The organism is Pseudomonas sp. LBUM1653 (assembly GCF_059716115.1).
The window spans coordinates 947,660-968,738 of sequence record NZ_CP166803.1 but is presented as its reverse complement, the minus strand read 5'-3'; the positions used below and the strand labels follow the sequence as shown (position 1 = coordinate 968,738).

Annotated in this window: 26 protein-coding genes; 11 read left to right on the top strand and 15 right to left on the bottom strand. The window is 60.0% G+C overall.

The window, feature by feature from the left end; genetic code table 11:
* The first annotated feature begins 21 nt into the window (after positions 1–21).
* Entirely contained in the window at positions 22–1,182 is a 1,161-nt protein-coding gene (algW, locus tag ACA054_RS04295; RefSeq protein WP_497688324.1) for a Do family serine endopeptidase AlgW, read from the top strand.
* A 123-nt stretch (positions 1,183–1,305) separates the two neighbouring features.
* Here algW and hisC read toward each other — a convergent pair whose 3' ends face one another.
* From hisC to ACA054_RS04245, 10 genes are all read right to left on the bottom strand, one after another.
* Entirely contained in the window at positions 1,306–2,358 is a 1,053-nt protein-coding gene (gene hisC, locus ACA054_RS04290) for a histidinol-phosphate transaminase (protein WP_497688323.1), read from the bottom strand.
* A gap of 1 nt (position 2,359) precedes the next feature.
* The gene (hisD, locus tag ACA054_RS04285; RefSeq protein WP_497688322.1) at positions 2,360–3,685 is read right to left on the bottom strand and encodes a histidinol dehydrogenase; all 1,326 of its coding nucleotides are present in this window, start codon (positions 3,683–3,685) and stop codon (positions 2,360–2,362) included.
* A gap of 126 nt (positions 3,686–3,811) precedes the next feature.
* Complete coding sequence (gene hisG / locus ACA054_RS04280) at positions 3,812–4,447, bottom strand: ATP phosphoribosyltransferase (RefSeq protein ID WP_008018703.1); 636 nt, start codon at positions 4,445–4,447, stop codon at positions 3,812–3,814.
* A gap of 128 nt (positions 4,448–4,575) precedes the next feature.
* Complete coding sequence (gene murA, locus ACA054_RS04275) at positions 4,576–5,841, bottom strand: UDP-N-acetylglucosamine 1-carboxyvinyltransferase (protein WP_497637951.1); 1,266 nt, start codon at positions 5,839–5,841, stop codon at positions 4,576–4,578.
* Between the two features lie 22 nt (positions 5,842–5,863).
* Positions 5,864–6,103, bottom strand: coding sequence for a BolA family protein (locus tag ACA054_RS04270; protein WP_007912386.1), 240 nt, complete (start codon positions 6,101–6,103; stop codon positions 5,864–5,866).
* A gap of 114 nt (positions 6,104–6,217) precedes the next feature.
* On the bottom strand, positions 6,218–6,523 hold the full coding sequence (locus tag ACA054_RS04265) for an STAS domain-containing protein (protein ID WP_497688321.1): 306 nt from the start codon (positions 6,521–6,523) through the stop codon (positions 6,218–6,220).
* A complete protein-coding gene (locus ACA054_RS04260; RefSeq protein WP_497688320.1) occupies positions 6,520–7,161 on the bottom strand; it encodes an MlaC/ttg2D family ABC transporter substrate-binding protein in 642 nt (213 codons plus the stop codon). The genes ACA054_RS04265 and ACA054_RS04260 overlap by 4 nt, the downstream gene beginning before the upstream one ends.
* 11 nt (positions 7,162–7,172) lie before the next feature.
* Positions 7,173–7,640 carry an outer membrane lipid asymmetry maintenance protein MlaD gene (gene mlaD / locus ACA054_RS04255; protein ID WP_497688319.1) on the bottom strand — a complete coding sequence of 156 codons (468 nt, stop codon included), beginning with the start codon at positions 7,638–7,640 and terminating at the stop codon, positions 7,173–7,175.
* A complete protein-coding gene (gene mlaE / locus ACA054_RS04250; RefSeq protein WP_497637947.1) occupies positions 7,640–8,437 on the bottom strand; it encodes a lipid asymmetry maintenance ABC transporter permease subunit MlaE in 798 nt (265 codons plus the stop codon). Before mlaE ends, mlaD begins: the two co-directional genes overlap by 1 nt.
* A complete protein-coding gene (locus ACA054_RS04245; RefSeq protein WP_497688318.1) occupies positions 8,437–9,246 on the bottom strand; it encodes an ATP-binding cassette domain-containing protein in 810 nt (269 codons plus the stop codon). Before ACA054_RS04245 ends, mlaE begins: the two co-directional genes overlap by 1 nt.
* A 275-nt stretch (positions 9,247–9,521) precedes the next feature.
* On the opposite strand from ACA054_RS04245, the gene ACA054_RS04240 reads away from it, so the two are divergent.
* From ACA054_RS04240 to ACA054_RS04195, 10 genes are all read left to right on the top strand, one after another.
* Positions 9,522–10,496 carry a KpsF/GutQ family sugar-phosphate isomerase gene (locus tag ACA054_RS04240; protein ID WP_497688317.1) on the top strand — a complete coding sequence of 325 codons (975 nt, stop codon included), beginning with the start codon at positions 9,522–9,524 and terminating at the stop codon, positions 10,494–10,496.
* The gene (locus tag ACA054_RS04235; RefSeq protein ID WP_497637944.1) at positions 10,496–11,020 is read left to right on the top strand and encodes a KdsC family phosphatase; all 525 of its coding nucleotides are present in this window, start codon (positions 10,496–10,498) and stop codon (positions 11,018–11,020) included. Before ACA054_RS04240 ends, ACA054_RS04235 begins: the two co-directional genes overlap by 1 nt.
* 8 nt (positions 11,021–11,028) lie before the next feature.
* Entirely contained in the window at positions 11,029–11,601 is a 573-nt protein-coding gene (gene lptC, locus ACA054_RS04230; protein WP_497688316.1) for an LPS export ABC transporter periplasmic protein LptC, read from the top strand.
* Complete coding sequence (gene lptA, locus ACA054_RS04225; protein ID WP_497688315.1) at positions 11,588–12,136, top strand: lipopolysaccharide transport periplasmic protein LptA; 549 nt, start codon at positions 11,588–11,590, stop codon at positions 12,134–12,136. The genes lptC and lptA overlap by 14 nt, the downstream gene beginning before the upstream one ends.
* Entirely contained in the window at positions 12,136–12,861 is a 726-nt protein-coding gene (lptB, locus tag ACA054_RS04220; RefSeq protein ID WP_008054366.1) for an LPS export ABC transporter ATP-binding protein, read from the top strand. Before lptA ends, lptB begins: the two co-directional genes overlap by 1 nt.
* A gap of 184 nt (positions 12,862–13,045) precedes the next feature.
* Positions 13,046–14,539, top strand: coding sequence for an RNA polymerase factor sigma-54 (locus ACA054_RS04215; RefSeq protein ID WP_497688314.1), 1,494 nt, complete (start codon positions 13,046–13,048; stop codon positions 14,537–14,539).
* Between the two features lie 75 nt (positions 14,540–14,614).
* A complete protein-coding gene (hpf, locus tag ACA054_RS04210) occupies positions 14,615–14,923 on the top strand; it encodes a ribosome hibernation-promoting factor, HPF/YfiA family (protein ID WP_008018717.1) in 309 nt (102 codons plus the stop codon).
* A gap of 12 nt (positions 14,924–14,935) precedes the next feature.
* Complete coding sequence (ptsN, locus tag ACA054_RS04205) at positions 14,936–15,400, top strand: PTS IIA-like nitrogen regulatory protein PtsN (protein ID WP_056742951.1); 465 nt, start codon at positions 14,936–14,938, stop codon at positions 15,398–15,400.
* 2 nt (positions 15,401–15,402) lie between these two features.
* Positions 15,403–16,260, top strand: a complete 858-nt coding sequence (gene rapZ, locus ACA054_RS04200) for an RNase adapter RapZ (RefSeq protein WP_020796638.1) — start codon at positions 15,403–15,405, stop codon at positions 16,258–16,260.
* Between the two features lie 15 nt (positions 16,261–16,275).
* Complete coding sequence (locus ACA054_RS04195; protein ID WP_497688313.1) at positions 16,276–16,551, top strand: HPr family phosphocarrier protein; 276 nt, start codon at positions 16,276–16,278, stop codon at positions 16,549–16,551.
* A 582-nt stretch (positions 16,552–17,133) separates the two neighbouring features.
* Here ACA054_RS04195 and ACA054_RS04190 read toward each other — a convergent pair.
* From ACA054_RS04190 to ACA054_RS04170, 5 genes are read right to left on the bottom strand one after another with little or no spacing between them, the layout of a single operon-like run.
* The gene (locus ACA054_RS04190; RefSeq protein ID WP_497688312.1) at positions 17,134–18,027 is read right to left on the bottom strand and encodes a ZIP family metal transporter; all 894 of its coding nucleotides are present in this window, start codon (positions 18,025–18,027) and stop codon (positions 17,134–17,136) included.
* A 29-nt stretch (positions 18,028–18,056) separates the two neighbouring features.
* Entirely contained in the window at positions 18,057–18,668 is a 612-nt protein-coding gene (locus tag ACA054_RS04185; RefSeq protein WP_497688311.1) for a superoxide dismutase, read from the bottom strand.
* 2 nt (positions 18,669–18,670) lie between these two features.
* On the bottom strand, positions 18,671–19,099 hold the full coding sequence (locus ACA054_RS04180; RefSeq protein ID WP_497688310.1) for a DUF2753 family protein: 429 nt from the start codon (positions 19,097–19,099) through the stop codon (positions 18,671–18,673).
* 27 nt (positions 19,100–19,126) lie between these two features.
* Positions 19,127–20,503, bottom strand: a complete 1,377-nt coding sequence (locus ACA054_RS04175; protein ID WP_497688309.1) for a class II fumarate hydratase — start codon at positions 20,501–20,503, stop codon at positions 19,127–19,129.
* The gene (locus ACA054_RS04170) at positions 20,484–20,891 is read right to left on the bottom strand and encodes a FagA protein (RefSeq protein WP_497688308.1); all 408 of its coding nucleotides are present in this window, start codon (positions 20,889–20,891) and stop codon (positions 20,484–20,486) included. The genes ACA054_RS04175 and ACA054_RS04170 overlap by 20 nt, the downstream gene beginning before the upstream one ends.
* Positions 20,892–21,079 lie beyond the last annotated feature (188 nt).

Below are 21,079 nucleotides of genomic sequence, written 5' to 3'. Positions count from 1 at the left end.
AACTCTCTCAGGACGTGCTTAATGCTCAAGGCGCTGCGTTTTTCCGGCTGGCCGCTGTTGGCCGGCGTGCTTGTCGCTCTGTTAATCATCCAGCGTTACCCGCAGTGGGTCGGGCTTCCAAGCCTCGACGTCAACCTGCAACAAGCCCCGCAAACCACCAGTATGCAGCAAGGCCCAGTGTCCTATGCCGACGCGGTGACCACCGCCGCGCCGTCGGTGGTGAACCTGTACACCACCAAAGTCATCAACAAACCCAATCACCCACTCTTCGAGGATCCGCAGTTTCGTCGATTCTTCGGCGACAACTCGCCCAAGCAGAAACGCATGGAGTCGAGCCTTGGCTCCGGCGTAATCATGAGCCCGGAAGGCTACATCCTGACCAACAACCACGTGACCAGCGGTGCCGACCAGATCGTGGTGGCGCTCAAGGACGGCCGTGAAACCCTGGCACGGGTGATCGGCAGCGATCCGGAAACCGACCTCGCGGTCCTCAAGATCGACCTGAAGAAACTGCCTTCGATCACCGTCGGCCGCTCCGACAACCTGCGCATCGGCGACGTGACCCTGGCCATCGGCAACCCGTTCGGCGTCGGCCAGACGGTGACCATGGGCATCATCAGTGCCACCGGGCGAAATCAGCTGGGCCTGAACAACTACGAAGACTTCATTCAGACCGACGCCGCGATCAACCCCGGCAACTCCGGCGGTGCGCTGGTAGACGCCAACGGCAACCTGACCGGCATCAACACGGCGATCTTCTCCAAGTCCGGCGGGTCGCAAGGCATCGGTTTCGCGATTCCGGTGAAGCTGGCCATGGAAGTGATGAAGTCGATCATCGAACACGGCCAGGTGATTCGCGGCTGGCTCGGTATCGAAGTGCAGCCATTGTCCCAGGAACTGGCGGAGTCGTTTGGTCTGTCGGGGCGTCCGGGCATTGTGGTCGCGGGGATTTTCCGTGACGGTCCGGCGCAAAAGGCCGGCCTGCAATTGGGTGACGTGATCCTCAGCATCGACGGCGAGCCGGCTGGCGATGGCCGCCGCTCGATGAATCAGGTCGCGCGAATCAAGCCGACCGACAAGGTCGCGATCCAGGTGATGCGCAACGGCAAGGAACTCAAGCTCACGGCGGAAATAGGCTTGCGTCCGCCGCCTGCGCCGGTCAAAGAGAAAGAAGAAAACTAGTCATCCAACACAAAACCACTGTGGGAGCGAGCCTGCTCGCGAAAGCGGTCTCTCAGGCACATTTATGTTGAATGTGCCGACGCTTTCGCGAGCAGGCTCGCTCCCACAGGGTCGAGGGATGTCTTAGAGGTCGCCGAGGCCGTCGATCAGGGCCTGATTCTGCTCAGGCGTACCGATCGAGATCCGCAGGAACTGGGCAATCCGCTCCTGCTTGAAGTGCCGCACGATGACGCCTTGCTCACGCAGTTTGGCTGCCAGGCCTGCCGCATCGTGCTTGGGGTGACGGGCGAAAATGAAGTTCGCGGCCGAGGGCAGCACTTCAAAGCCCTTCGCCTCCAGCTGCGCGACCACCTTGTCGCGACTCTCGATGACCAACCGGCACGTCTTGTCGAAGTACTCGCGATCCTCGAACGCCGCCGCAGCGCCGACATTCGCCATGCGATCGATCGGATAAGAGTTGAAGCTGTTCTTGATTCGCTCCAGCGCTTCGATCAGGTCCGGATGCCCCACCGCCAGGCCAACCCGCAGGCCGGCCAGGGAACGGGATTTGGACAGGGTCTGGGTCACCAGCAGGTTCGGATAACGGTCCACCAGGCTGATCGCCGTTTCACCGCCGAAGTCGATATAAGCCTCGTCCACCACGACCACCGAGTCCGGGCTGGCCTTGAGGATTTGCTCGACCGCGTCCAGCGCCAACAGGCAACCGGTCGGTGCGTTCGGGTTGGGGAAGATGATCCCGCCGTTCGGTTTGGCGTAGTCCGCCGGGTTGATCCGGAACTGCTCGTCCAGCGGCACCGCGTCGAACTTGATGCCGTACAGCCCGCAGTAGACCGGATAGAAGCTGTAGCTGATGTCCGGGAACAGCAGCGGCTGATCGTGCTGCAGCAACCCGTGGAAGATGTGCGCCAGGACTTCGTCGGAACCGTTGCCGAGGAACACCTGATTGCTCTGCACGCCATAGTACTTGGCCACGGCATTTTTCAGCAGATCGCTGTTCGGGTCCGGGTACAGGCGCAGATTGTCATTCAGTTCGGTCTGCATCGCGGCCAGGGCTTTCGGCGATGGGCCGTACGGGTTTTCGTTGGTGTTGAGCTTCACCAGTTTCGCCAGTTTCGGCTGCTCGCCCGGTACGTAAGGCACCAGATTCTTGACGAACGGGCTCCAGAATTTACTCATCTCAGTTCCCCTGCTTGTCGTCGATGATGCGGTATTCGGCACTGCGGGCGTGGGCGGTCAGCGACTCGCCGCGGGCCAGCACGGAAGCGGTTTTGCCCAGTTCGGAGGCACCCTGCTCGGAGCAGAAGATGATCGAGGAGCGTTTCTGGAAGTCGTATACGCCCAGCGGCGACGAGAATCGCGCCGTGCCGGAAGTCGGCAAAACGTGGTTCGGGCCTGCGCAGTAGTCGCCCAGCGCTTCGCTGGTGTGACGGCCCATGAAGATGGCACCGGCATGGCGGATCTGAGGCAGCCAGGCTTGCGGATCGGCAACCGACAGCTCCAAGTGCTCCGGCGCGATGCGGTTGGCCACTTCGATGGCCTGGTTCATGTCTTCGACCAGAATCAGGGCGCCACGGCCATTGATCGAGGTTTCGATGATTTCGGCCCGCTCCATGGTCGGCAGCAGTTTGTTGATGCTGGCGGCGACCTTGTCGAGAAACTCGGCGTCCGGGCTGACCAAAATCGCCTGGGCGTCTTCGTCGTGCTCGGCCTGGGAGAACAGATCCATGGCGATCCAGTCCGGATCAGTCTGGCCGTCACACACCACGAGGATCTCGGACGGACCGGCGATCATGTCGATACCGACTTGGCCGAATACGTGGCGCTTGGCGGTGGCGACATAGATATTGCCCGGACCAACCACCTTGTCGACCTTCGGCACGCTTTCGGTGCCATAGGCCAACGCGGCCACCGCTTGGGCGCCACCGATGGTGAATACGCGGTCAACGCCGGCGATGCAGGCAGCCGCCAGCACAAGCTCGTTGATTTCGCCACGAGGCGTCGGCACCACCATGACCACTTCAGTCACGCCGGCGACCTTGGCCGGAATGGCGTTCATCAGCACCGATGACGGGTAAGACGCCTTGCCACCCGGCACGTAGAGGCCGGCGCGGTCCAGCGGCGTGACCTTCTGGCCCAGCACGGTGCCGTCGGCTTCGGTGTAGCTCCAGGAGTCCTGTTTCTGCTTTTCGTGGTAGCTGCGCACGCGCGCCGCGGCTTTTTCCAGGGCTTCGCGCTGTGGCACGGTAATGCGCGTCAGTGCCAGCTCCAGGCGTTCGCGCGGCAGGATCAGGTCCGCCATAGACGCGACGTCCAGCCCGTCGAACTGGCGGGTAAACTCCACCAGCGCCGCATCGCCACGCTCGCGCACGGCCTTGATGATGTCCAGCACCCGCTGATTGACCGAGTCGTCAGACACACTTTCCCAGCTCAGCAGATGATCCAGATGATGTGCGAAATCCGGGTCAGCAGCGTTGAGTCGGCGAATTGCAGTCGGTGCGGTCATAGCGAGAGCCTCATAGGATTGGCAAAAACTCAGGCGCCCTAACTTAGCAGTCGTTTCCGCTTGGGCACCTGAGAATTCTGGCTATGAGGCGGATAGACGGGCGCGCCTTACGGTCGCGCAGGTGAATCAGCCGCGGTGTCGAGACTCCACTGCCTTGCGCAGGGTGTCGATCAACGCCTGGATACGGGCGTGCTGCATTTTCATCGAAGCCTTGTTAACGATCAGCCGAGAACTGATGGCCGCGATGAAATCCTGTGGCTCCAGGCCATTGGCTCGCAGCGTGTTACCGGTGTCGACCACGTCGATGATCTTGTCGGCCAGGCCGATCAGCGGCGCCAGCTCCATCGAGCCGTAGAGCTTGATGATATCGACCTGACGGCCCTGTTCGGCGTAGTAACGCTTGGCAACGTTGACGAACTTGGTGGCGATACGCAGGCGGCCCTTGGGCTCGACCGCGCCGACCTTGCCGGCGGTCATCAACTTGCACTGAGCAATCTGCAGGTCCAGCGGCTCGTACAGGCCTTGGCCGCCGTATTCCATCAGCACGTCTTTACCAGCGACACCGAGGTCGGCGGCACCATGCTCGACATACGTCGGCACGTCGGTGGCACGCACGATCAACAGGCGTACATCTTCCTGGGTCGTGGGGATGATCAGCTTGCGGCTCTTGTCCGGATTCTCGGTCGGCACGATGCCCGCTTCAGCCAGAAGCGGCAGGGTGTCGTCAAGGATGCGGCCCTTGGACAGTGCGATGGTCAACATGGGAAACGTCAGTCCTTATCAAGGTACTCATGCCCGGTCGCAAATGGCGCCGGACACACATCGAGCCGGAAACCGGCTCGACTTGAAACGAATTCAACAGGCACGTCCCTGTGCCCATGCAGCAAAAACTAGCCCGGAACGCGGCGGATCTTGGCGCCCAGCATCTGCAGTTTCTCTTCGATGCACTCGTAACCACGGTCGATGTGGTAGATGCGGTCGATCAGGGTGTCGCCGTCGGCAATCAGCGCCGAGATCACCAGGCTGGCCGAAGCCCGCAGGTCGGTGGCCATCACTGGCGCGCCCTTGAGCTTCTCGGTGCCGGTGACGATGGCGGTGTTGCCTTCGACCTGGATCTTGGCGCCCATGCGGTGCAGTTCGTACACGTGCATGAAGCGGTTTTCGAAGATCGTCTCGATCACGGCACCGGTGCCTTCGGCAATGGCGTTGAGGGAGATGAACTGCGCTTGCATGTCGGTCGGGAACGCCGGGTACGGAGCGGTCCGCACGTTGACGGCTTTCGGCCGCTTGCCGTGCATGTTCAGCTCGATCCAGTCTTCGCCGCAGGTGATTTCCGCGCCCGCTTCCCGGAGTTTCTCCAGAACAGCTTCGAGAATGGTCGGATCGGTGTCCTTGACCTTCACACGACCGCCGGTCACGGCCGCGGCTACCAGGTAGGTGCCGGTTTCGATACGGTCCGGCATCACCTTGTAAGTGGTGGTGTGCAGACGCTCGACGCCATCGATGGTGATGGTGTCGGTACCAGCGCCGGAAACCTTGGCGCCCATGGCGTTCAGGAAGTTCGCCAGGTCGACCACTTCAGGCTCGCGCGCGGCGTTTGCCAGGACGCTGCGGCCCTTGGCCAGGGCCGCGGCCATCATGATGTTTTCGGTACCGGTCACACTGACGGTGTCGAAGAAGAAGTGCGCACCGCGCAGGCCGCCTTCAGGCGCCTTGGCCTTGATGTAGCCACCTTCGACGTCGATGACCGCGCCCATGGCCTCCAGGCCACGGATGTGCAGGTCAACCGGACGCGAACCGATGGCGCAACCGCCAGGCAGCGCGACTTCGGCTTCACCGAAACGGGCAACCATCGGGCCCAGCACCAGGATCGACGCACGCATGGTTTTAACCAGTTCGTACGGAGCGATCAGGGTCTTGATGGTGCGCGGATCGATTTCGACGGCCAGCTTCTCGTCGATCACCGGCTCGATCCCCATGCGACCGAACAGCTCGATCATGGTGGTGATGTCATGCAGGTGTGGCAGGTTGGCAACAGTCACCGGACCATCGCACAGCAGGGTGGCCGCCAGGATCGGCAGGGCAGAGTTCTTTGCCCCGGAGATGCGGATCTCGCCGTCAAGACGAGCACCGCCAGTAATAATCAATTTATCCATAAGAATCTCGACGCCCTTGGGCTCAGGTGCGCTCGGCCCAGGCCGCGCTGCTGAAAAATTTCATAGTGACAGCATGGATGCTGCCATCGGTGATCCATGGGTTCAAATGGGCATAGATCTGCTGCTGACGCTTCACCGGGCTCAACGCCGCCAGTTCATCGCTAATCACGTTCAGCTGGAAATTGCAGCCTTCGCCCTCGACTTCAACCAATGTTCCGGGCAGCTTTCCTTCAAGGAAGCTCTTCACTTCTACGGCCTGCATGCTCAACCTCAATCGGCGCCCTGTGCGCGCGGGTCGGACATCATACAAAAAAGCCCCGCGCCTGCGAACCCCGCGAAGCAGGACTCTGACGGGGGGCTTGTTCATAGATGCGGGTTAGGGATGCGCCAACAGCTCGGTCAGTTCACTGACCTGAGCGATTTCGCGCATGTCTTCTGGCATCCCGCGGATGCTCAGCGCCTTGCCGGCCGCCTGGGCATCGCGCATGAAACACAACAACAACGACAGACCGACGCTGCTGGACTTCTCCACCGCCGAACAATCGACCACCACGGCCGCAGCCTTGCTGGCATTGATCAGCGCCTGCCCCTGCTGGCGCAGCTCAGGGCCGGTGCGATAATCCAGCACGCCGCTGAGCCGCAGCTCGCCGGCGTCGTCCATCCGGACCGCCGACTCACTCATTGGGTCTGTTTCTCGGTGGTTTCCTTGGCCTTGGCGACTTCCCCGGCCCAACCATTGATGGTTTTGTCCAGGTCGTTGCCATTGCGCTGCATCGCATCAGCGAACTGATCACGGAACAGCTTGCCAATATTGATGCCGTTGATGATGACGTTGCGCAGTTTCCACTCGCCGCCAACCTTTTCCAGTGTGTAGGACACAGGATAGATCGCGCCGTTGCTGCCCTTGACCGTCATGCCGACGCTCGTACGCTCGCCCGACTCGTCCTTGGCAGGATCAACGGTGATGCCCTGGTTGTTGTACTCGAGCAAGGCATTGCCATAGAACTGGAACAGACCCTTCTTGAAGTTTTCTTCAAAGGTCTTCATTTGCGCAGGGGTAGCTTTGCGCGAGTACTTGACCGTCATGATGCTCTTGGAAATACCTTCGGCATCCACCACCGGCCCGACAATGGTGTTGAGCGCCGTGTAGAAGTCCTGCGGATCCTGCTTGTACTTCTCTTTGTTGGCGGCCAGGTCGGCCAGCAGGCGGTTGGTGGTGTCCTGAACCAGCTCGTGCGCGGTAGGCGCCGCCACGGCGTTGGCCACCAACGGCAAGGCCGCGAGCAGAACCAACAGGCCACGTCGCAAGGTAGAGATCATTCAAAAGCTCCTCATTTGGCGTCTTTGCTAACGGTATTGAGCAGGAATTTACCGATCAGGTCCTCGAGCACCAGCGACGACTGGGTGTCGTGGATGGTCCCGCCATCTTTGAGCAGGGCTTCTTCCCCGCCCACACTGATACCGATGTACTTCTCGCCCAACAGGCCAGCGGTCAGGATAGATGCAGTGGAGTCTGCCGGTAGATTATCTACGCGCTTCTCCACCTGCATGGTCACCCGACCGGTGAAACTGTCGCGGTCCAGATCGATTGCCGTGACCTTGCCGATGGTCACACCGGCCATGGTCACTTTAGCTCTGACAGTCAAACCGGCGATATTGTCGAAATACGCATAAAGTTTATAGGTTTCGGTGCTCGGGCTCGGGGACAGTCCACTGACCCGCAACGCCAGCAACAGCAAAGCCAGGATGCCAGCCAGCAAGAAAAGGCCGACACCGATTTCCAGGGTGCGGTTTTGCATCAGAAATCTCCAAACATCAAGGCGGTCAGAATAAAGTCCAGGCCGAGCACAGCCAAAGAGGCATACACCACGGTCTTGGTAGTGGCACGACTGATCCCTTCTGAAGTGGGCTCGCAGTCATAGCCTTGGAATACGGCGATCCAGGTCACGACGAAGGCAAAGACCATGCTTTTGATGATGCCGTTGAGCACATCGTCGGCAAAGGTCACGCTGTTCTGCATGTTCGACCAGTAGGAACCTTCATAGACACCCAGCCAGTCGACGGCCACCCAGGAACCGCCCCAGATACCCACCACGCTGAAAATCATCGCCAGCACCGGCAAGGAAATGAAGCCGGCCCACAGGCGCGGGGCAATGATGTACTTGAGCGGGTCCACCCCGATCATTTCCAGGCTGGAGAGCTGTTCGGTGGATTTCATGTTGCCGATTTCCGCCGTCAACGCCGACCCGGCACGCCCGGCGAACAGCAATGCCGTGACCACCGGCCCCAGCTCACGCAGCAGCGTCAGCGCCACCATCTGCCCCACCGCCTGCTCCGAACCGTAGCTGGACAGGATGTTGAAGCCTTGCAGCGCCAGCACCATGCCGATGAATATCCCGGAGACCACAATGATCACCAGGGACATCACACCCACCGAATGCAGTTGCTTGATCAGCAAGCCAAACCCGCCACCAATGCCACCGCGCCCCAGAAGTGCGTGAAACAGAAAAATCGACGAGCGCCCGAACACCGCCAGCACATCGATGCCAGCGTGGCCGAACCGGCGCACCCTTTCCAAAAGTGAAATTTTGCGCATCAACGCTTCCCCAGAAGATCTGCGCGGTAGTCCGTCGCTGGAAAGTGATAGGCGACCGGACCGTCCGGTTCGCCTGTCATGAATTGACGGATACGCGGCTCGTCCGAGTTCATCAGCTCGTCCGGCGTGCCCTGCCCCAACACCTGCCCGTCGCCCACCACATAGATGTAGTCGGCGATGCTGGCGGTTTCGGCCAGGTCATGGGAAACCACGATACTGGTAATGCCCAGCGCATCGTTGAGCAAGCGGATCAGGCGCACCAGCACACCCATGGCGATGGGGTCCTGGCCGACAAAGGGCTCGTCATACATGAGAATCTGCGGATCGAGCGCAATCGCCCGCGCCAGCGCGACGCGACGCTTCATGCCGCCGGACAGCTCGTCGGGCATCAGGTCGATGGCGCCCCGCAACCCCACGGCCTGCAATTTGAGCAGGACGATGTCGCGGATCATTTCTTCGGGCAGCGCGGTATGAACGCGCAATGGAAAGGCGACGTTCTCGAAGACATCGAGGTCGGTAAACAGCGCGCCACTCTGGAACAGCACACCCATGTGCTTGCGTGCATCGAACAGATCACTGCGCGACAACGCCGGCAGGTTCTGACCATTGACCCAGACTTCGCCACTGGCAGGCCGCAACTGCGCGCCCATCAAGCGCAACAGCGTGGTCTTGCCACACCCGGAAGGCCCCATGATGCCGGTGACCTTGCCGCGCGGGATACGGATATCAATGTTATTGAAAATGCTGCGCGCACCGCGCTTGAAGGTCAGTCCCTTCAGCTCGACCGCGTAGGCGTTATCGGCACTCATCTAAACTCCTTGCGATGCAGCCTCACACTCGGACGCCTGGCTTCCTGACAAAAGCACATACCTCCTGGGCGGGCCGAACTGGCGGCGAACTATATCACTGCAAGCGCCACGCGCCCAAGGCCAATGCCGGGCGATGTTCAGCATCATGACAGCCAAAAAGCTCCATCTAGAGGGGATTCGGTAACAACGAATGACAATGGGCGACGAACTTGTGTGAGGGTTTGGGCCATAACAGCTATAATCGCCGCCTTTTCATCAGGCTGAACGTTTTCGAAATGAGCCAATCCAGCGACCTGATCAAGTCAGCACAGCGCACCATCCGCCTCGAACTGGAAGCCGTAAAAGGCTTGCTACCCCGTATCGACGCGGATTTCGTGCGCGCCTGCGAGATGATTCTGGCCAGCAAGGGACGCGTCGTCGTGGTCGGCATGGGTAAATCCGGGCACATCGGCAACAAGATTGCCGCTACCCTTGCCAGTACCGGCACTACGGCCTTTTTCGTGCACCCTGCCGAAGCCAGCCATGGCGACATGGGCATGATCACCCGCGACGACATCATCCTGGCGCTGTCGAACTCCGGCTCAACCAACGAAATCGTCACCCTGCTGCCGCTGATCAAGCGCCTGGGCATCCAGCTGATCAGCATGACCGGCAAGCCCGACTCCCCGCTGGCCAAGGCGGCGGAGGTCAACCTGAATGTTCATGTCGAGCACGAGGCCTGCCCGCTGAACCTGGCGCCCACCTCGTCGACGACCGCCGCGCTGGTCATGGGCGATGCCCTGGCCGTTGCGTTGCTGGAAGCCCGCGGTTTTACCGCCGAGGATTTCGCCTTTTCCCACCCGGGCGGTGCGCTGGGCCGACGCCTGCTATTGAAAGTGGAAAACGTCATGCACGCCGGACAGGAGCTGCCGCAAGTACAGCGTGGCACCCTGCTCAAGGATGCATTGATGGAAATGACCCGCAAAGGCCTGGGCATGACCGTCGTACTCGAGGCCGACGGCAAGCTGGCCGGGATATTCACCGACGGTGACTTGCGTCGCACGCTGGACCGCAGCATCGACATCCACAACGCCATTATCGATCAGGTCATGACGGCCCATGGCAAGACCGCCCGTGCCGAAATGCTCGCCGCCGAGGCCCTGAAAATAATGGAAGATCACAAAATCAACGCGCTGGTCGTGGTCGACAGCGAAGATCGCCCGGTCGGTGCCCTGAACATGCACGACTTGCTGCGTGCGGGAGTAATGTAATGAGCACGGACCTGCTGCAACGCGGCCAACAGATCAAACTCGCAGTGTTCGATGTCGACGGCGTCCTGACCGACGGGCGCCTGTACTTCCTCGAAGACGGTAGCGAGTTCAAGACGTTCAACACCCTCGACGGCCAGGGCATCAAGATGCTGATGGCGGCCGGCGTGCAGACCGCGATCATCAGCGGCCGCAAAACCCCTGTGGTCGAGCGACGAGCGAAAAACCTCGGCATTCCCCACCTGTATCAAGGTCGCGAAGACAAACTGGTGGTGCTCGACGAGCTTCTTGGCCAACTCGGCCTAAGCTATGAGCAGGTCGCCTACCTCGGTGACGATTTGCCGGACCTGCCGGTGATCCGCCGTGTTGGTCTGGGCATGGCAGTGGCCAACGCCGCCAGTTTCGTGCGCGAGCACGCTCACGGCATCACCCAAGCCCGCGGTGGCGAAGGTGCCGCCCGTGAATTTTGCGAATTGATCCTGCGCGCCCAAGGCCGCCTCGATGAGGCCAACGCCGCGTACCTGTGAGCCAGATCATGCTAAGTAAAAAGATTCGCAACATTCTGGTGTTCGGTAGCATCACGGCGATTTTCGCTGCGGTCGGCTATTGGAACATCAGCCCGGAACGCTTCCTCGACAAGCCGGTAGTGCGGGTCGATGAGAGCGCAATCGACTATTACGCCACCAACGCCCACAGCGTGCAGTACCTGCCGGATGGCAGACTGCAATACGAGATGACGTCGGACAAGGTCGAGCACCTGAAAGCCACCGAAGTGACGCTGCTGACCAACCCCGACCTGAACATGTTCCGGGGCACCGAGTTCCCGTGGCACGTCCAGAGCGAAAAAGGCGAAGTCAACCCCGACGGCACCCAGGTCGAACTGATCGATTCGGTGCGCATTACCCGTTTCGACGAGAAAAACCGCAGGACGCTGATCACCACTACTCGCATGACCGTGTTCCCGCAGCAGCAATATGCGCAGACCGAGCAAGACGTTAGAATCGACGGCGCTGGCGGTGTATCGACTGGCAAGGGAATGAAGGCGTATTTGAAAGAAAGCAGGATACACCTGCTATCGAACGTAAGAGGACAGTATGAGGCTCGTTAAAACCCTCCCTATTTTGCTCAGTCTGGGCGCAGCACTGGGAAGCGTGAGCGCCTGGGCTCTGCCGGACGATCAGCAGCAGCCAATCCGCATTCAGGCCGACGACGCCCAACTGGACGACAAGCAAGGCATCGCCACTTACACCGGCGACGTCATCATCACCCAGGGTTCGATGAAGGTCACCGGCAACAAGGTGACCATGACCCGCGCCCCAAACGGCGACATCGACGTGGTGACTTCGGTGGGCAACCTGGCCTACTTCGAGCAACTGCAGACGGCTGGCGACACCAAGCCTGTTCAGGGCTGGGGCGTGACCATCCAGTACCTCGCTCCGCAAAACCGCGTAGTACTGATCGATAAGGCCAAAGTCATCGATAAGGACAACAACGTCACCCAGGGCGAAAAAATCGTCTACGACACCGAGAAGAAGCTGGCCAGCGCCGGTCGCGCCACGGGCAGCAAGGTGACCGAGTCGCGTCCGCGCATCGACATGGTGATCCAGCCGAAAAAGAAAACCGAAGAGCAAAAGGCCCCGTAATGGCAACTCTGAAAGCCCAGCACTTGGCCAAGAGCTACAAGAGCCGCCAGGTCGTGCGTGACGTCAGCCTGTCCATCGACAGCGGCCAGATCGTCGGCCTGCTCGGCCCTAACGGCGCCGGCAAGACCACCTGCTTCTACATGATCGTCGGCCTGGTACAGGCCGATCAGGGCCGCGTGCTGATCGATGACCTCGACGTCAGCCACCAGCCGATGCACGGTCGCGCCAAGGCGGGCATCGGTTATCTGCCGCAAGAAGCGTCGATCTTCCGCAAACTGTCGGTGGCCGACAACATCATGGCCATCCTCGAGACCCGCAAGGAACTCGACAAGGCCGGTCGCCGAAAGGAACTGGAAAGCCTGCTGCAGGAGTTCCACATCAGCCACATCCGCGACAACCTCGGCATGAGCCTGTCCGGTGGCGAACGCCGCCGGGTGGAAATCGCCCGGGCACTGGCCACCAACCCGAAATTCATCCTGCTCGACGAACCTTTCGCCGGCGTGGACCCGATCTCGGTGGGCGACATCAAGCAGATCATCCACCACCTCAAGGCCAAGGGCATCGGCGTGCTGATCACCGACCACAACGTCCGCGAAACCCTGGATATCTGCGAAACCGCCTACATTGTCAACGATGGCCAACTGATCGCCGAAGGCGACGCTGAAACCATCCTGGCCAACGACCTGGTGAAGGAAGTGTACCTGGGGCATGAATTCCGTCTGTAAGCGTCGAGGTGTCCGGCGGGTCGCCCAAACGCTTGCCGCAATAAAAAATCAACCTTTTTTTATTGTTACAGCGCTCTAGGCAAACGCCGCGGTTTCGGGCATATAATTTGCTTATGTTTGGCGCTCCGGCGCCCTGTAGTGGATGGCGCATGTGCGCCGGCGAATAAGGTGTTAAGCCCCTGCCATGAAACCATCGCTAGTCTTGAGAATGGGCCAGCAGCTGACGATGACACCGCAGCTGCAACAGGCCATCCGCCTGCTCCAATTGTCGACCCTGGACCTGCAACAGGAAATCCAGGAGGCCCTGGAGTCCAATCCGATGCTCGAGCGCCAGGAAGAAGGCGACGACTTCGACAATTCCGACCCTCTGGCCGACAACGCCGAACACAAACCCAACACCGAAATCCAGGAACCCTCCTACCAGGAAAGCGCCCCGACGGTCGATAACATCGAGGAAGGCGACTGGAACGAGCGCATTCCCAACGAACTGCCTGTCGACACCGCCTGGGAAGACGTCTACCAGACCAGCGCCAGCAGCCTGCCGAGCAACGATGACGACGAGTGGGACTTCACCACCCGCACATCGGCCGGCGAGAGCCTGCAAAGCCACCTGCTGTGGCAATTGAACCTGGCACCGATGTCCGACACCGATCGCCTGATCGCCGTGACCCTGATCGACTGCATCAACAACCAGGGTTATCTGGACGAGACGCTGGAGGAAATCCTCGAAGCCTTCGATCCGGAACTGGACATCGAACTGGACGAAATCGAAGCCGTCCTGCACCGCATCCAGCAATTCGAACCCGCCGGCATCGGAGCGCGCAACCTGGGCGAATGCCTGCTGCTGCAATTGCGCCAGCTACCCGCCAAGACGCCTTGGCTGGCCGAAGCCAAGCGCCTGGTCACTGACTACATCGACTTGCTCGGCAGCCGCGACTACAGCCAGCTGATGCGCCGCATGAAGCTCAAGGAAGATGAACTGCGCCAGGTGATCGAACTGGTCCAGAGCCTCAACCCGCGCCCGGGCTCGCAAATCGAGTCGACCGAAGCCGAATACGTGGTTCCGGACGTGATCGTGCGCAAGGACAACGAGCGCTGGCTGGTGGAGCTCAACCAGGAGTCGGTGCCTCGCCTGCGGGTCAACGCCCAGTATGCAGGCTTCGTTCGCCGTGCCGACACCAGCGCCGACAACACCTTCATGCGCAATCAGCTGCAGGAAGCCCGCTGGTTCATCAAAAGCCTGCAAAGCCGCAACGAAACCCTGATGAAAGTGGCCACACAGATCGTCGAGCATCAGCGCGGCTTCCTGGAGTACGGCGACGAAGCCATGAAACCATTGGTGCTGCATGACATCGCCGAAGCGGTCGGCATGCACGAGTCGACGATTTCACGGGTGACCACGCAGAAATTCATGCATACCCCTCGGGGCATCTATGAATTGAAATACTTTTTCTCCAGCCACGTCAGCACCTCCGAGGGCGGAGAATGCTCGTCCACGGCGATTCGCGCGATCATCAAAAAACTGGTTGCCGCGGAAAATCAGAAAAAGCCGTTGAGTGACAGCAAGATCGCTGGTTTACTGGAGGCACAAGGCATTCAGGTGGCTCGCCGCACCGTCGCCAAGTACCGCGAATCCCTGGGGATCGCGCCTTCGAGCGAACGCAAGCGGTTGATGTAGGGCCACGCCACAGCGTTCCAGTGGCAGATCATCTGGATCTGCCGCTTTATGCACTGGCAACGAAGGAGAAGCTGTATGCAAGTCAACATCAGTGGACACCAACTGGAAGTGACCGAACCTCTTCGCTCCTACATCGGCGAAAAACTCGAACGACTGGAGCGACATTTCGACAAGATCACCAACGTGCAGGTCACGATGACGGTCGAAAAGCTGAAGCAGAAAATCGAAGCCACGCTGCATATTCCCGGCAATGAAGTGGTCGCCAACGCGGAACATACCGATATGTACGCGGCAATCGACGCCCTTACCGACAAGCTGGATAAACAACTCAAAAAGCATAAGGAAAAGACCCAGAGCCTCCTCCAGGGCGCTACGGGTCGTTAACACTCCCAACCCATGATCCGACTTGAAAGCATCCTGACCCCCGGCCGTTCCCTGGTGAACGTGCCGGGCGGCAGTAAAAAGAAAGCCCTCGAGCAAATTGCCAACCTTATCCACAAAGAAGTGCCGGATCTGGAGATGCAAGATGTCTTCGAGGCTCTTATTGCCCGTGAAAAACTCGGCTCAACCGGTTTTGGCAACGGCATCGCCATTCCTCACTGCCGCCTGAAGGGTTGCACCTCGCCCATCAGCGCCCTGATGCACCTTGATGCACCCATCGATTTCGACGCCATCGACGGTGCCCCGGTTGACCTGCTGTTCGTTCTGCTGGTCCCGGAAGCCGCTACCGATGCGCACCTGGAGCTGTTACGCCAGATCGCCAGCATGCTCGACCGCAAGGAAGTGCGCGAAAAACTGCGCAGCGCCCCGAGCAATGAAGCCTTGTATCAGGTTGTCCTGGACGAGCAAAACGGTCATTAATCATGCGCTTGATCATCGTCAGCGGGCGTTCCGGCTCCGGTAAAAGTACCGCCCTCGACGTCCTCGAGGACAACGGCTACTACTGCATTGACAACCTGCCTGCCGGGTTGCTGCCCGAACTGGCCGAGCGAGCGCTGATACACACCGAGCTGGCACAACCGCTGGTTGCCGTATCCATCGATGCTCGCAACCTGCCAAGTCACCTGTCGCGGTTCCCCGAGTTGCTGGCAGAAGTGCGCAGCCGCCATATCCAGTGCGATGTCCTGTACCTGGATGCCGATGAGGAAACCCTGCTCAAACGTTTCTCGGAAACCCGTCGGCGTCACCCGCTGAGCAATGCCAACCGCTCACTGGCTGAAGCGATCAACGACGAGACCACCCTGCTCGGACCGATTGCCGACCTTGCCGATCTCAAGCTCAACACTACCAGCCTGAATTTGTATCAGCTGCGCGATACCATCAAGCTACGCCTGCTGAACCAGCCGGAACCCGGTACGGCATTCCTCGTGGAGTCGTTCGGGTTCAAGCGTGGCATGCCGGTCGACGCCGACCTGGTCTTCGATGTGCGCTGCCTGCCCAATCCTTACTGGAAGCCGGAACTGCGCGAGCAGTCCGGACTCGACCAACCGGTGGCCGAGTACCTGGCGGCGCAACCCGATGTCGAGGAAATGTTCCAGGACATTTCTACTTACCTGCTCAAATGGCTGCCACGCTTTGCCGCCAGCAACCGTGCCTATGTCACCATTGCCATTGGCTGCACCGGCGGCCATCACCGCTCCGTCTACCTGACTGAACGTCTTGGCCAGGTCCTGCAGCAATCCCTGAAGAACGTCCAGGTTCGCCACCGCGACCTCAGCTAAAGGATTCACACCGCGATGCCTGCTCTGGAAATCGAAATCATCAACAAGCTGGGCCTGCATGCGCGCGCTTCGGCAAAATTCGTTGGGATCGCCGGTCAATTCAAGGATTGCACGATCAGGGTAGGACGCACGCCAGAGACCACTGTCGACGGTAAAAGCATCATGGCAATGATGATGCTGGCTGCCGGCAAGGGCACCAAGATTTATCTAAGCACGGAAGGCGAGCAGGAACAGGAAGCGCTGGATGCGCTGGTGACGTTGATCAACAACTTCTTCGACGAAGGCGAGTAAAGGTCAAGATCAAAAGATCGCCCGAACGCTGGCCGAGCCTGCGGCATCTACACGGAACATAAAATCAGGCCGACCGGCAGGCCGCCTCGCTCTGGCTTTTGCTTTGGCTTTGTTTTTGATTTTCTTGCCCCCTCGAGAGGCCGAGTGGAGGTTCTGCGCAGTGGGCAACCCGGCATGGATGCCGGGTTAGCCGCCCCCGGCCATGGATGGCCGATGGCGGCGGGCCCACGGAGCAGGACCGGAGCGAGGGCATGCCGAGCCTTAGCGAGGCACCGAACGCCAGGGGCAAGAGCCCTTGGTTACTTGGGGCTTTTCCAAGTGACTCGCCGTAAGGGCGAAACCATAAGTGGCCGTTACCGCAGGAATGGATATGTACTCAGTCAACAAAATCCAGGTCGGCTGTCAGGCCGCATTCGCGAGCAGGCTCGCTCCCACAATAGATCGGGTATAGCCGCAAGAGATTGGTCGGCTGCGAGGCCGCCATCGCTACGATGTGGCCCTCATAGCCGACAAGCCAGCTCCTTGGGAAACACGATCCATCCAGGAGCTGCCGCAGGCTCGAACCGCGTTCTTACGATCTTTTTAGGCCAACGCCGTATCCATCACCATCATCAAACAAAACCCGATCAGCAACCCAAGGCTGGCCAGCTTGTCGTGACCGTGCCGCCGCGACTCGGGAATGACTTCATGGGTAACCACCAACAGCATCGCCCCCGCCGCCAGCGCCAACCCCAAAGGCAACAGCAGTTCGGCCAGGCTCACCAGCCACGCGCACAACAGCGCGAACACAGGCTCGACCAACCCTGACGCCGCACCAATCAGAAAGGCCTTGAAACGCGACATCCCTGCCCCGGCCAAGACCAACGCGATCACCAACCCTTCCGGCACATCCTGCAAGGCAATACCCATTGCCAGACTGTCGGCATCAGCCATGCCGCCACCGGCCGACACACCGACCGCCATGCCTTCAGGGATGTTATGGGCAATGATTGCAAACACAAACAGCCAGATCCGTGGCGGGATCACCGGATGCTCGACGGTGCCGACGAGCATTTGTGGTGAAGCCCCCGAGACCTTGCGATCCACCAGGAAAAGACCGAACGCGCCGAGCATGATGCCAAAACAGATCAGGCTGCTGGCTACCCACGGCGTCATGCCAAGGTTTTCTGCTGCGGCAATCCCCGGCACGATCAGCGAAAACGCTGTCGCCGCGAGCATCACGCCAGCACCAAAGCCCAGCAGCGTATCGCCGAGTGCCTGGGGCATACGCCGGATCACCAGCACCGGCACGGCCCCGAGCGCAGTGCCAAGGGCGCAGATCGCTCCGCCCTGCAATGCCCGCGATAGCCTCGGCTCCAGGTCCAGCCACGCTAGCCCGTGTGCAACCAACAGGCTCATGCCCGCCAGCAGTAACAGCGATCCAAATGCGTAACGAAACATTCGTCCACTTCCGACCGCCAGTGTTTCAGTGCACATAATCAGCCTTGGTTGTTTTTATAAAAGACTCAGGCCAGTGCCGCTTGATAGCGCGCAGCAACTTCTGGCCAATTGATCACGTTGTAGAACGCGCTGATGTATTCCGGACGGCGGTTCTGATACTGCAGGTAATAAGCGTGCTCCCACACATCCAGGCCAAGGATCGGCGTATTGCCGTTCATCAAGGGGCTGTCCTGGTTGCCACTGCTTTCCACCACCAGGGTCTTTTGCGGTGTAACGCTCAGCCAGGCCCAGCCACTGCCGAAACGGGTCAGCGCGGCTTTGGTAAAAGCGTCCTTGAAACTGTCGAGGCCACCCAATTGCTCATCGATAGCCTGGGCCAGCGTGCCTTCAGGCTTGCCGCCGCCGTGGGGCGCCATGACCTCCCAGAACAATGAATGGTTGGCGTGGCCGCCGCCCTGATTGATCACCGCCGCACGGAGCTTCTCAGGCAGTTGCTGCACGGCGGCGACCAGTTTTTCCACCGGCCACTCGGCGAACTCGGTGCCCTCGACAGCAGCGTTCAGGTTATTGATATAGGTCTGGTGGTGCTTCGTGTAGTGAATCTCCATGGTCTGCGCATCGATGTGCGGTTCCAGGGCGTCATAGGCATACGGCAAGGCAGGCAGGGTAAAAGCCATGTTCAGTGGACTCCATGATGGTGAGGCGCAGGCGAGGCAGCATCGATGTGCAGCAAACGATGGGTGCGTGGGTATTCACCGTGTTCGCTGATGAAATTCAGTAGCTCGACGTAGGTCTTGTTGCTCTGGCGCAGCGCCGCTTCACGCAGGGCTGGCGTCAGTCGCGGCTCCTGCATGGCCTGCAACAAGTGCTGGTGGATGGCGCACAGATACTCGGCGCTCTCCTCCGGCTGATTCAGGCTCAGATGCAGGTCCGCCAGGTTGTGATGGGAGATCACGCAGGCCGCCACCGCTTCATCGGCATTTCCCCAGCGCTCGAACAGCACTTGGGCCAGGGCCAATGCCTGCAAGTAAGCCTCGCGGGCATCGACCAGCTCGCCCAACATGAAACAGCGATTTGCCCTTTCGATCGTGCGTTTCCAGTGCTCCATGGTGAGCCTCCAAAGCGGTGGTGGTGCTTACACGCCGCCAGCGGTGAGTTTTTCCGGATTGAGCAACTCTTCCAGCTGGCTACGCGACAGGTCGGTGTGCTCCAGCGCGACATCGATCACCGGACGCCCCTGCTGATAGGCCTTCTTGGCGATTTCAGCGGCTTTCTGGTAGCCAATGATCGGGTTGAGTGCCGTCACCAGAATCGGATTGCGCGACAGCGCTTGCTTGATCCGGTCTTCGTTGACCTTGAAGCTGGCAATCGCCTTTTCACCCAGCAGCCGGCTGGAATTGGCCAGCAACTCGATGCTGCTCAGCAGGTTCTGGGCAATGATCGGCAGCATCACATTGAGCTCGAAATTGCCCGACTGACCGGCAATGGTGATTACCGTGTCGTTGCCGATCACCTGAGCGGCGACCATGGCGGTGGCTTCCGGGATCACCGGGTTGACCTTGCCGGGCATGATCGAAGACCCCGGCTGCAAGGCTTCGAGCTCTATCTCACCAAGGCCGGCCAAAGGACCGGAGTTCATCCAGCGCAGGTCGTTGGCGATTTTCATCAGCGAAACCGCGGTGGCCTTAAGCTGGCCGGATACGGCTACGGCGGTGTCCTGCGACCCGATCAAGGCAAACAGATCCACGCCCGGGGTGAATTGCACCTGGGTCAGCTTGCTCAGCTGTTGGCTGAAGCGCGCAGCGAATTCGGGATGCGCATTGACCCCAGTGCCCACTGCCGTGCCGCCCTGGGCCAAGGATTGCAGGCTCGGCTGCAGGCCCTGCAAATGACCGATGTTGGCCTTGAGTTGTTGCGCCCATCCATTGAGTACCTGGCTCATGCGCACCGGCATGGCATCCATCAGGTGGGTGCGACCGGTCTTGACGTGGTGATGCACCTCTTGCGCCTTGCGCTCGATCACCTGTAGCAGCCCGGTCAGGGCTGGCAGCAACTGCTCGTGCAAGGCCAGCGCGGCACTGACGTGAATAGTGGTCGGGATGATGTCGTTGCTGCTTTGACCGCAATTGACGTGATCGTTGGGGTTCACCGGCTCGCCGAACAGGCGGCTGGCCAGGGTGGCGATCACTTCGTTGGCATTCATGTTGGAGCTGGTGCCGGACCCGGTCTGGAAAACATCCACCGGGAAATGCTGCATGAAATCGCCTTCGAGCAGACCTTGCGCCGCCTCGACGATGGCGTTGCCCTGGGACTCGCTGATCTGCTTGAGCTCGATGTTGGCCCTGGCAGCAGCAGCCTTGGCCAGGATCAGCGCGCGAATGAACTGCACCGGCATCGGCTTGCCGCTGATCGGGAAGTTATCCACCGCACGTTGAGTCTGTGCGCCGTAGAGGGCGTCTTGTGGGACCTGAAGTTCGCCCATGCTGTCGCGCTCAATACGTGTCTTGGTCATCTGAAAATCCTTGCACCAGTTCTATGAGAGGAATCGAGGGTTGCAACTCGCAGGTCGCCAGTTGCCAGGTGTAGCTTTGCCAGCGCTTGAGGCGGCATTTGCACAATGAGAGGCGTTCGAGTTCGCGCAACGGGCGCCAGGCCTGGTCGAGGCAATAGGTGCGCCAGTGCCAGGGCAGCGCGACATCGGCGGCGGTGTCGAGCAGCAAACGCAAGGATGTTTCAGCAATGGTCCATGGAGAGGTTGCCGTGCAACAGGCCAGATACCGGCCTTCGGCCAGGTAATGTTCGATCAGGCGCGGCTCGTCTGGATCCATCGCACAACGGATCTGGCGACTCATCCAGCGCCAGCTTTCGAGGTAAGGCTGCTCGTGCAAGGCAGAACTCATGATCCGGGGCTCATTCGGTAATGAGATTTATTATTAGATGATAATGAGAACCAACACAAGTATAAGCCAACACACCAGATCCATTGTGGGAGCGAGCCTGCTCGCGAAAGCGGAGTGTCAGACGACATGTAAGTCGGAAGTGAGGACGCATTCGCGAGCAGGCTCGCTCCCACAGGGGACGTGTAATC

What these genes read in the sequence shown, in the direction of transcription:
- lptA (WP_497688315.1), top strand. Translation starts at nt 11,588, where the DNA reads ATGAGGCTCGTTAAAACCCTCCCTATTTTGCTCAGTCTGGGCGCAGCA.
- ACA054_RS04245 (WP_497688318.1), bottom strand. Translation starts at nt 9,246, where the DNA reads ATGAGTGCCGATAACGCCTACGCGGTCGAGCTGAAGGGACTGACCTTC.
- ACA054_RS04265 (WP_497688321.1), bottom strand. Translation starts at nt 6,523, where the DNA reads ATGAGTGAGTCGGCGGTCCGGATGGACGACGCCGGCGAGCTGCGGCTC.
- ACA054_RS04260 (WP_497688320.1), bottom strand. Translation starts at nt 7,161, where the DNA reads ATGATCTCTACCTTGCGACGTGGCCTGTTGGTTCTGCTCGCGGCCTTG.
- ACA054_RS04240 (WP_497688317.1), top strand. Translation starts at nt 9,522, where the DNA reads ATGAGCCAATCCAGCGACCTGATCAAGTCAGCACAGCGCACCATCCGC.
- mlaE (WP_497637947.1), bottom strand. Translation starts at nt 8,437, where the DNA reads ATGCGCAAAATTTCACTTTTGGAAAGGGTGCGCCGGTTCGGCCACGCT.
- hisG (WP_008018703.1), bottom strand. Translation starts at nt 4,447, where the DNA reads ATGTTGACCATCGCACTGTCCAAGGGCCGCATCCTTGACGACACCCTG.
- ACA054_RS04235 (WP_497637944.1), top strand. Translation starts at nt 10,496, where the DNA reads ATGAGCACGGACCTGCTGCAACGCGGCCAACAGATCAAACTCGCAGTG.
- rapZ (WP_020796638.1), top strand. Translation starts at nt 15,403, where the DNA reads ATGCGCTTGATCATCGTCAGCGGGCGTTCCGGCTCCGGTAAAAGTACC.
- ACA054_RS04180 (WP_497688310.1), bottom strand. Translation starts at nt 19,099, where the DNA reads ATGGAGCACTGGAAACGCACGATCGAAAGGGCAAATCGCTGTTTCATG.
- ACA054_RS04195 (WP_497688313.1), top strand. Translation starts at nt 16,276, where the DNA reads ATGCCTGCTCTGGAAATCGAAATCATCAACAAGCTGGGCCTGCATGCG.
- ptsN (WP_056742951.1), top strand. Translation starts at nt 14,936, where the DNA reads ATGATCCGACTTGAAAGCATCCTGACCCCCGGCCGTTCCCTGGTGAAC.
- ACA054_RS04190 (WP_497688312.1), bottom strand. Translation starts at nt 18,027, where the DNA reads ATGTGCACTGAAACACTGGCGGTCGGAAGTGGACGAATGTTTCGTTAC.
- murA (WP_497637951.1), bottom strand. Translation starts at nt 5,841, where the DNA reads ATGGATAAATTGATTATTACTGGCGGTGCTCGTCTTGACGGCGAGATC.
- ACA054_RS04185 (WP_497688311.1), bottom strand. Translation starts at nt 18,668, where the DNA reads ATGGCTTTTACCCTGCCTGCCTTGCCGTATGCCTATGACGCCCTGGAA.
- ACA054_RS04175 (WP_497688309.1), bottom strand. Translation starts at nt 20,503, where the DNA reads ATGACCAAGACACGTATTGAGCGCGACAGCATGGGCGAACTTCAGGTC.
- hpf (WP_008018717.1), top strand. Translation starts at nt 14,615, where the DNA reads ATGCAAGTCAACATCAGTGGACACCAACTGGAAGTGACCGAACCTCTT.
- hisC (WP_497688323.1), bottom strand. Translation starts at nt 2,358, where the DNA reads ATGAGTAAATTCTGGAGCCCGTTCGTCAAGAATCTGGTGCCTTACGTA.
- ACA054_RS04215 (WP_497688314.1), top strand. Translation starts at nt 13,046, where the DNA reads ATGAAACCATCGCTAGTCTTGAGAATGGGCCAGCAGCTGACGATGACA.
- hisD (WP_497688322.1), bottom strand. Translation starts at nt 3,685, where the DNA reads ATGACCGCACCGACTGCAATTCGCCGACTCAACGCTGCTGACCCGGAT.
- ACA054_RS04270 (WP_007912386.1), bottom strand. Translation starts at nt 6,103, where the DNA reads ATGCAGGCCGTAGAAGTGAAGAGCTTCCTTGAAGGAAAGCTGCCCGGA.
- mlaD (WP_497688319.1), bottom strand. Translation starts at nt 7,640, where the DNA reads ATGCAAAACCGCACCCTGGAAATCGGTGTCGGCCTTTTCTTGCTGGCT.
- lptC (WP_497688316.1), top strand. Translation starts at nt 11,029, where the DNA reads ATGCTAAGTAAAAAGATTCGCAACATTCTGGTGTTCGGTAGCATCACG.
- lptB (WP_008054366.1), top strand. Translation starts at nt 12,136, where the DNA reads ATGGCAACTCTGAAAGCCCAGCACTTGGCCAAGAGCTACAAGAGCCGC.
- ACA054_RS04170 (WP_497688308.1), bottom strand. Translation starts at nt 20,891, where the DNA reads ATGAGTTCTGCCTTGCACGAGCAGCCTTACCTCGAAAGCTGGCGCTGG.
- algW (WP_497688324.1), top strand. Translation starts at nt 22, where the DNA reads ATGCTCAAGGCGCTGCGTTTTTCCGGCTGGCCGCTGTTGGCCGGCGTG.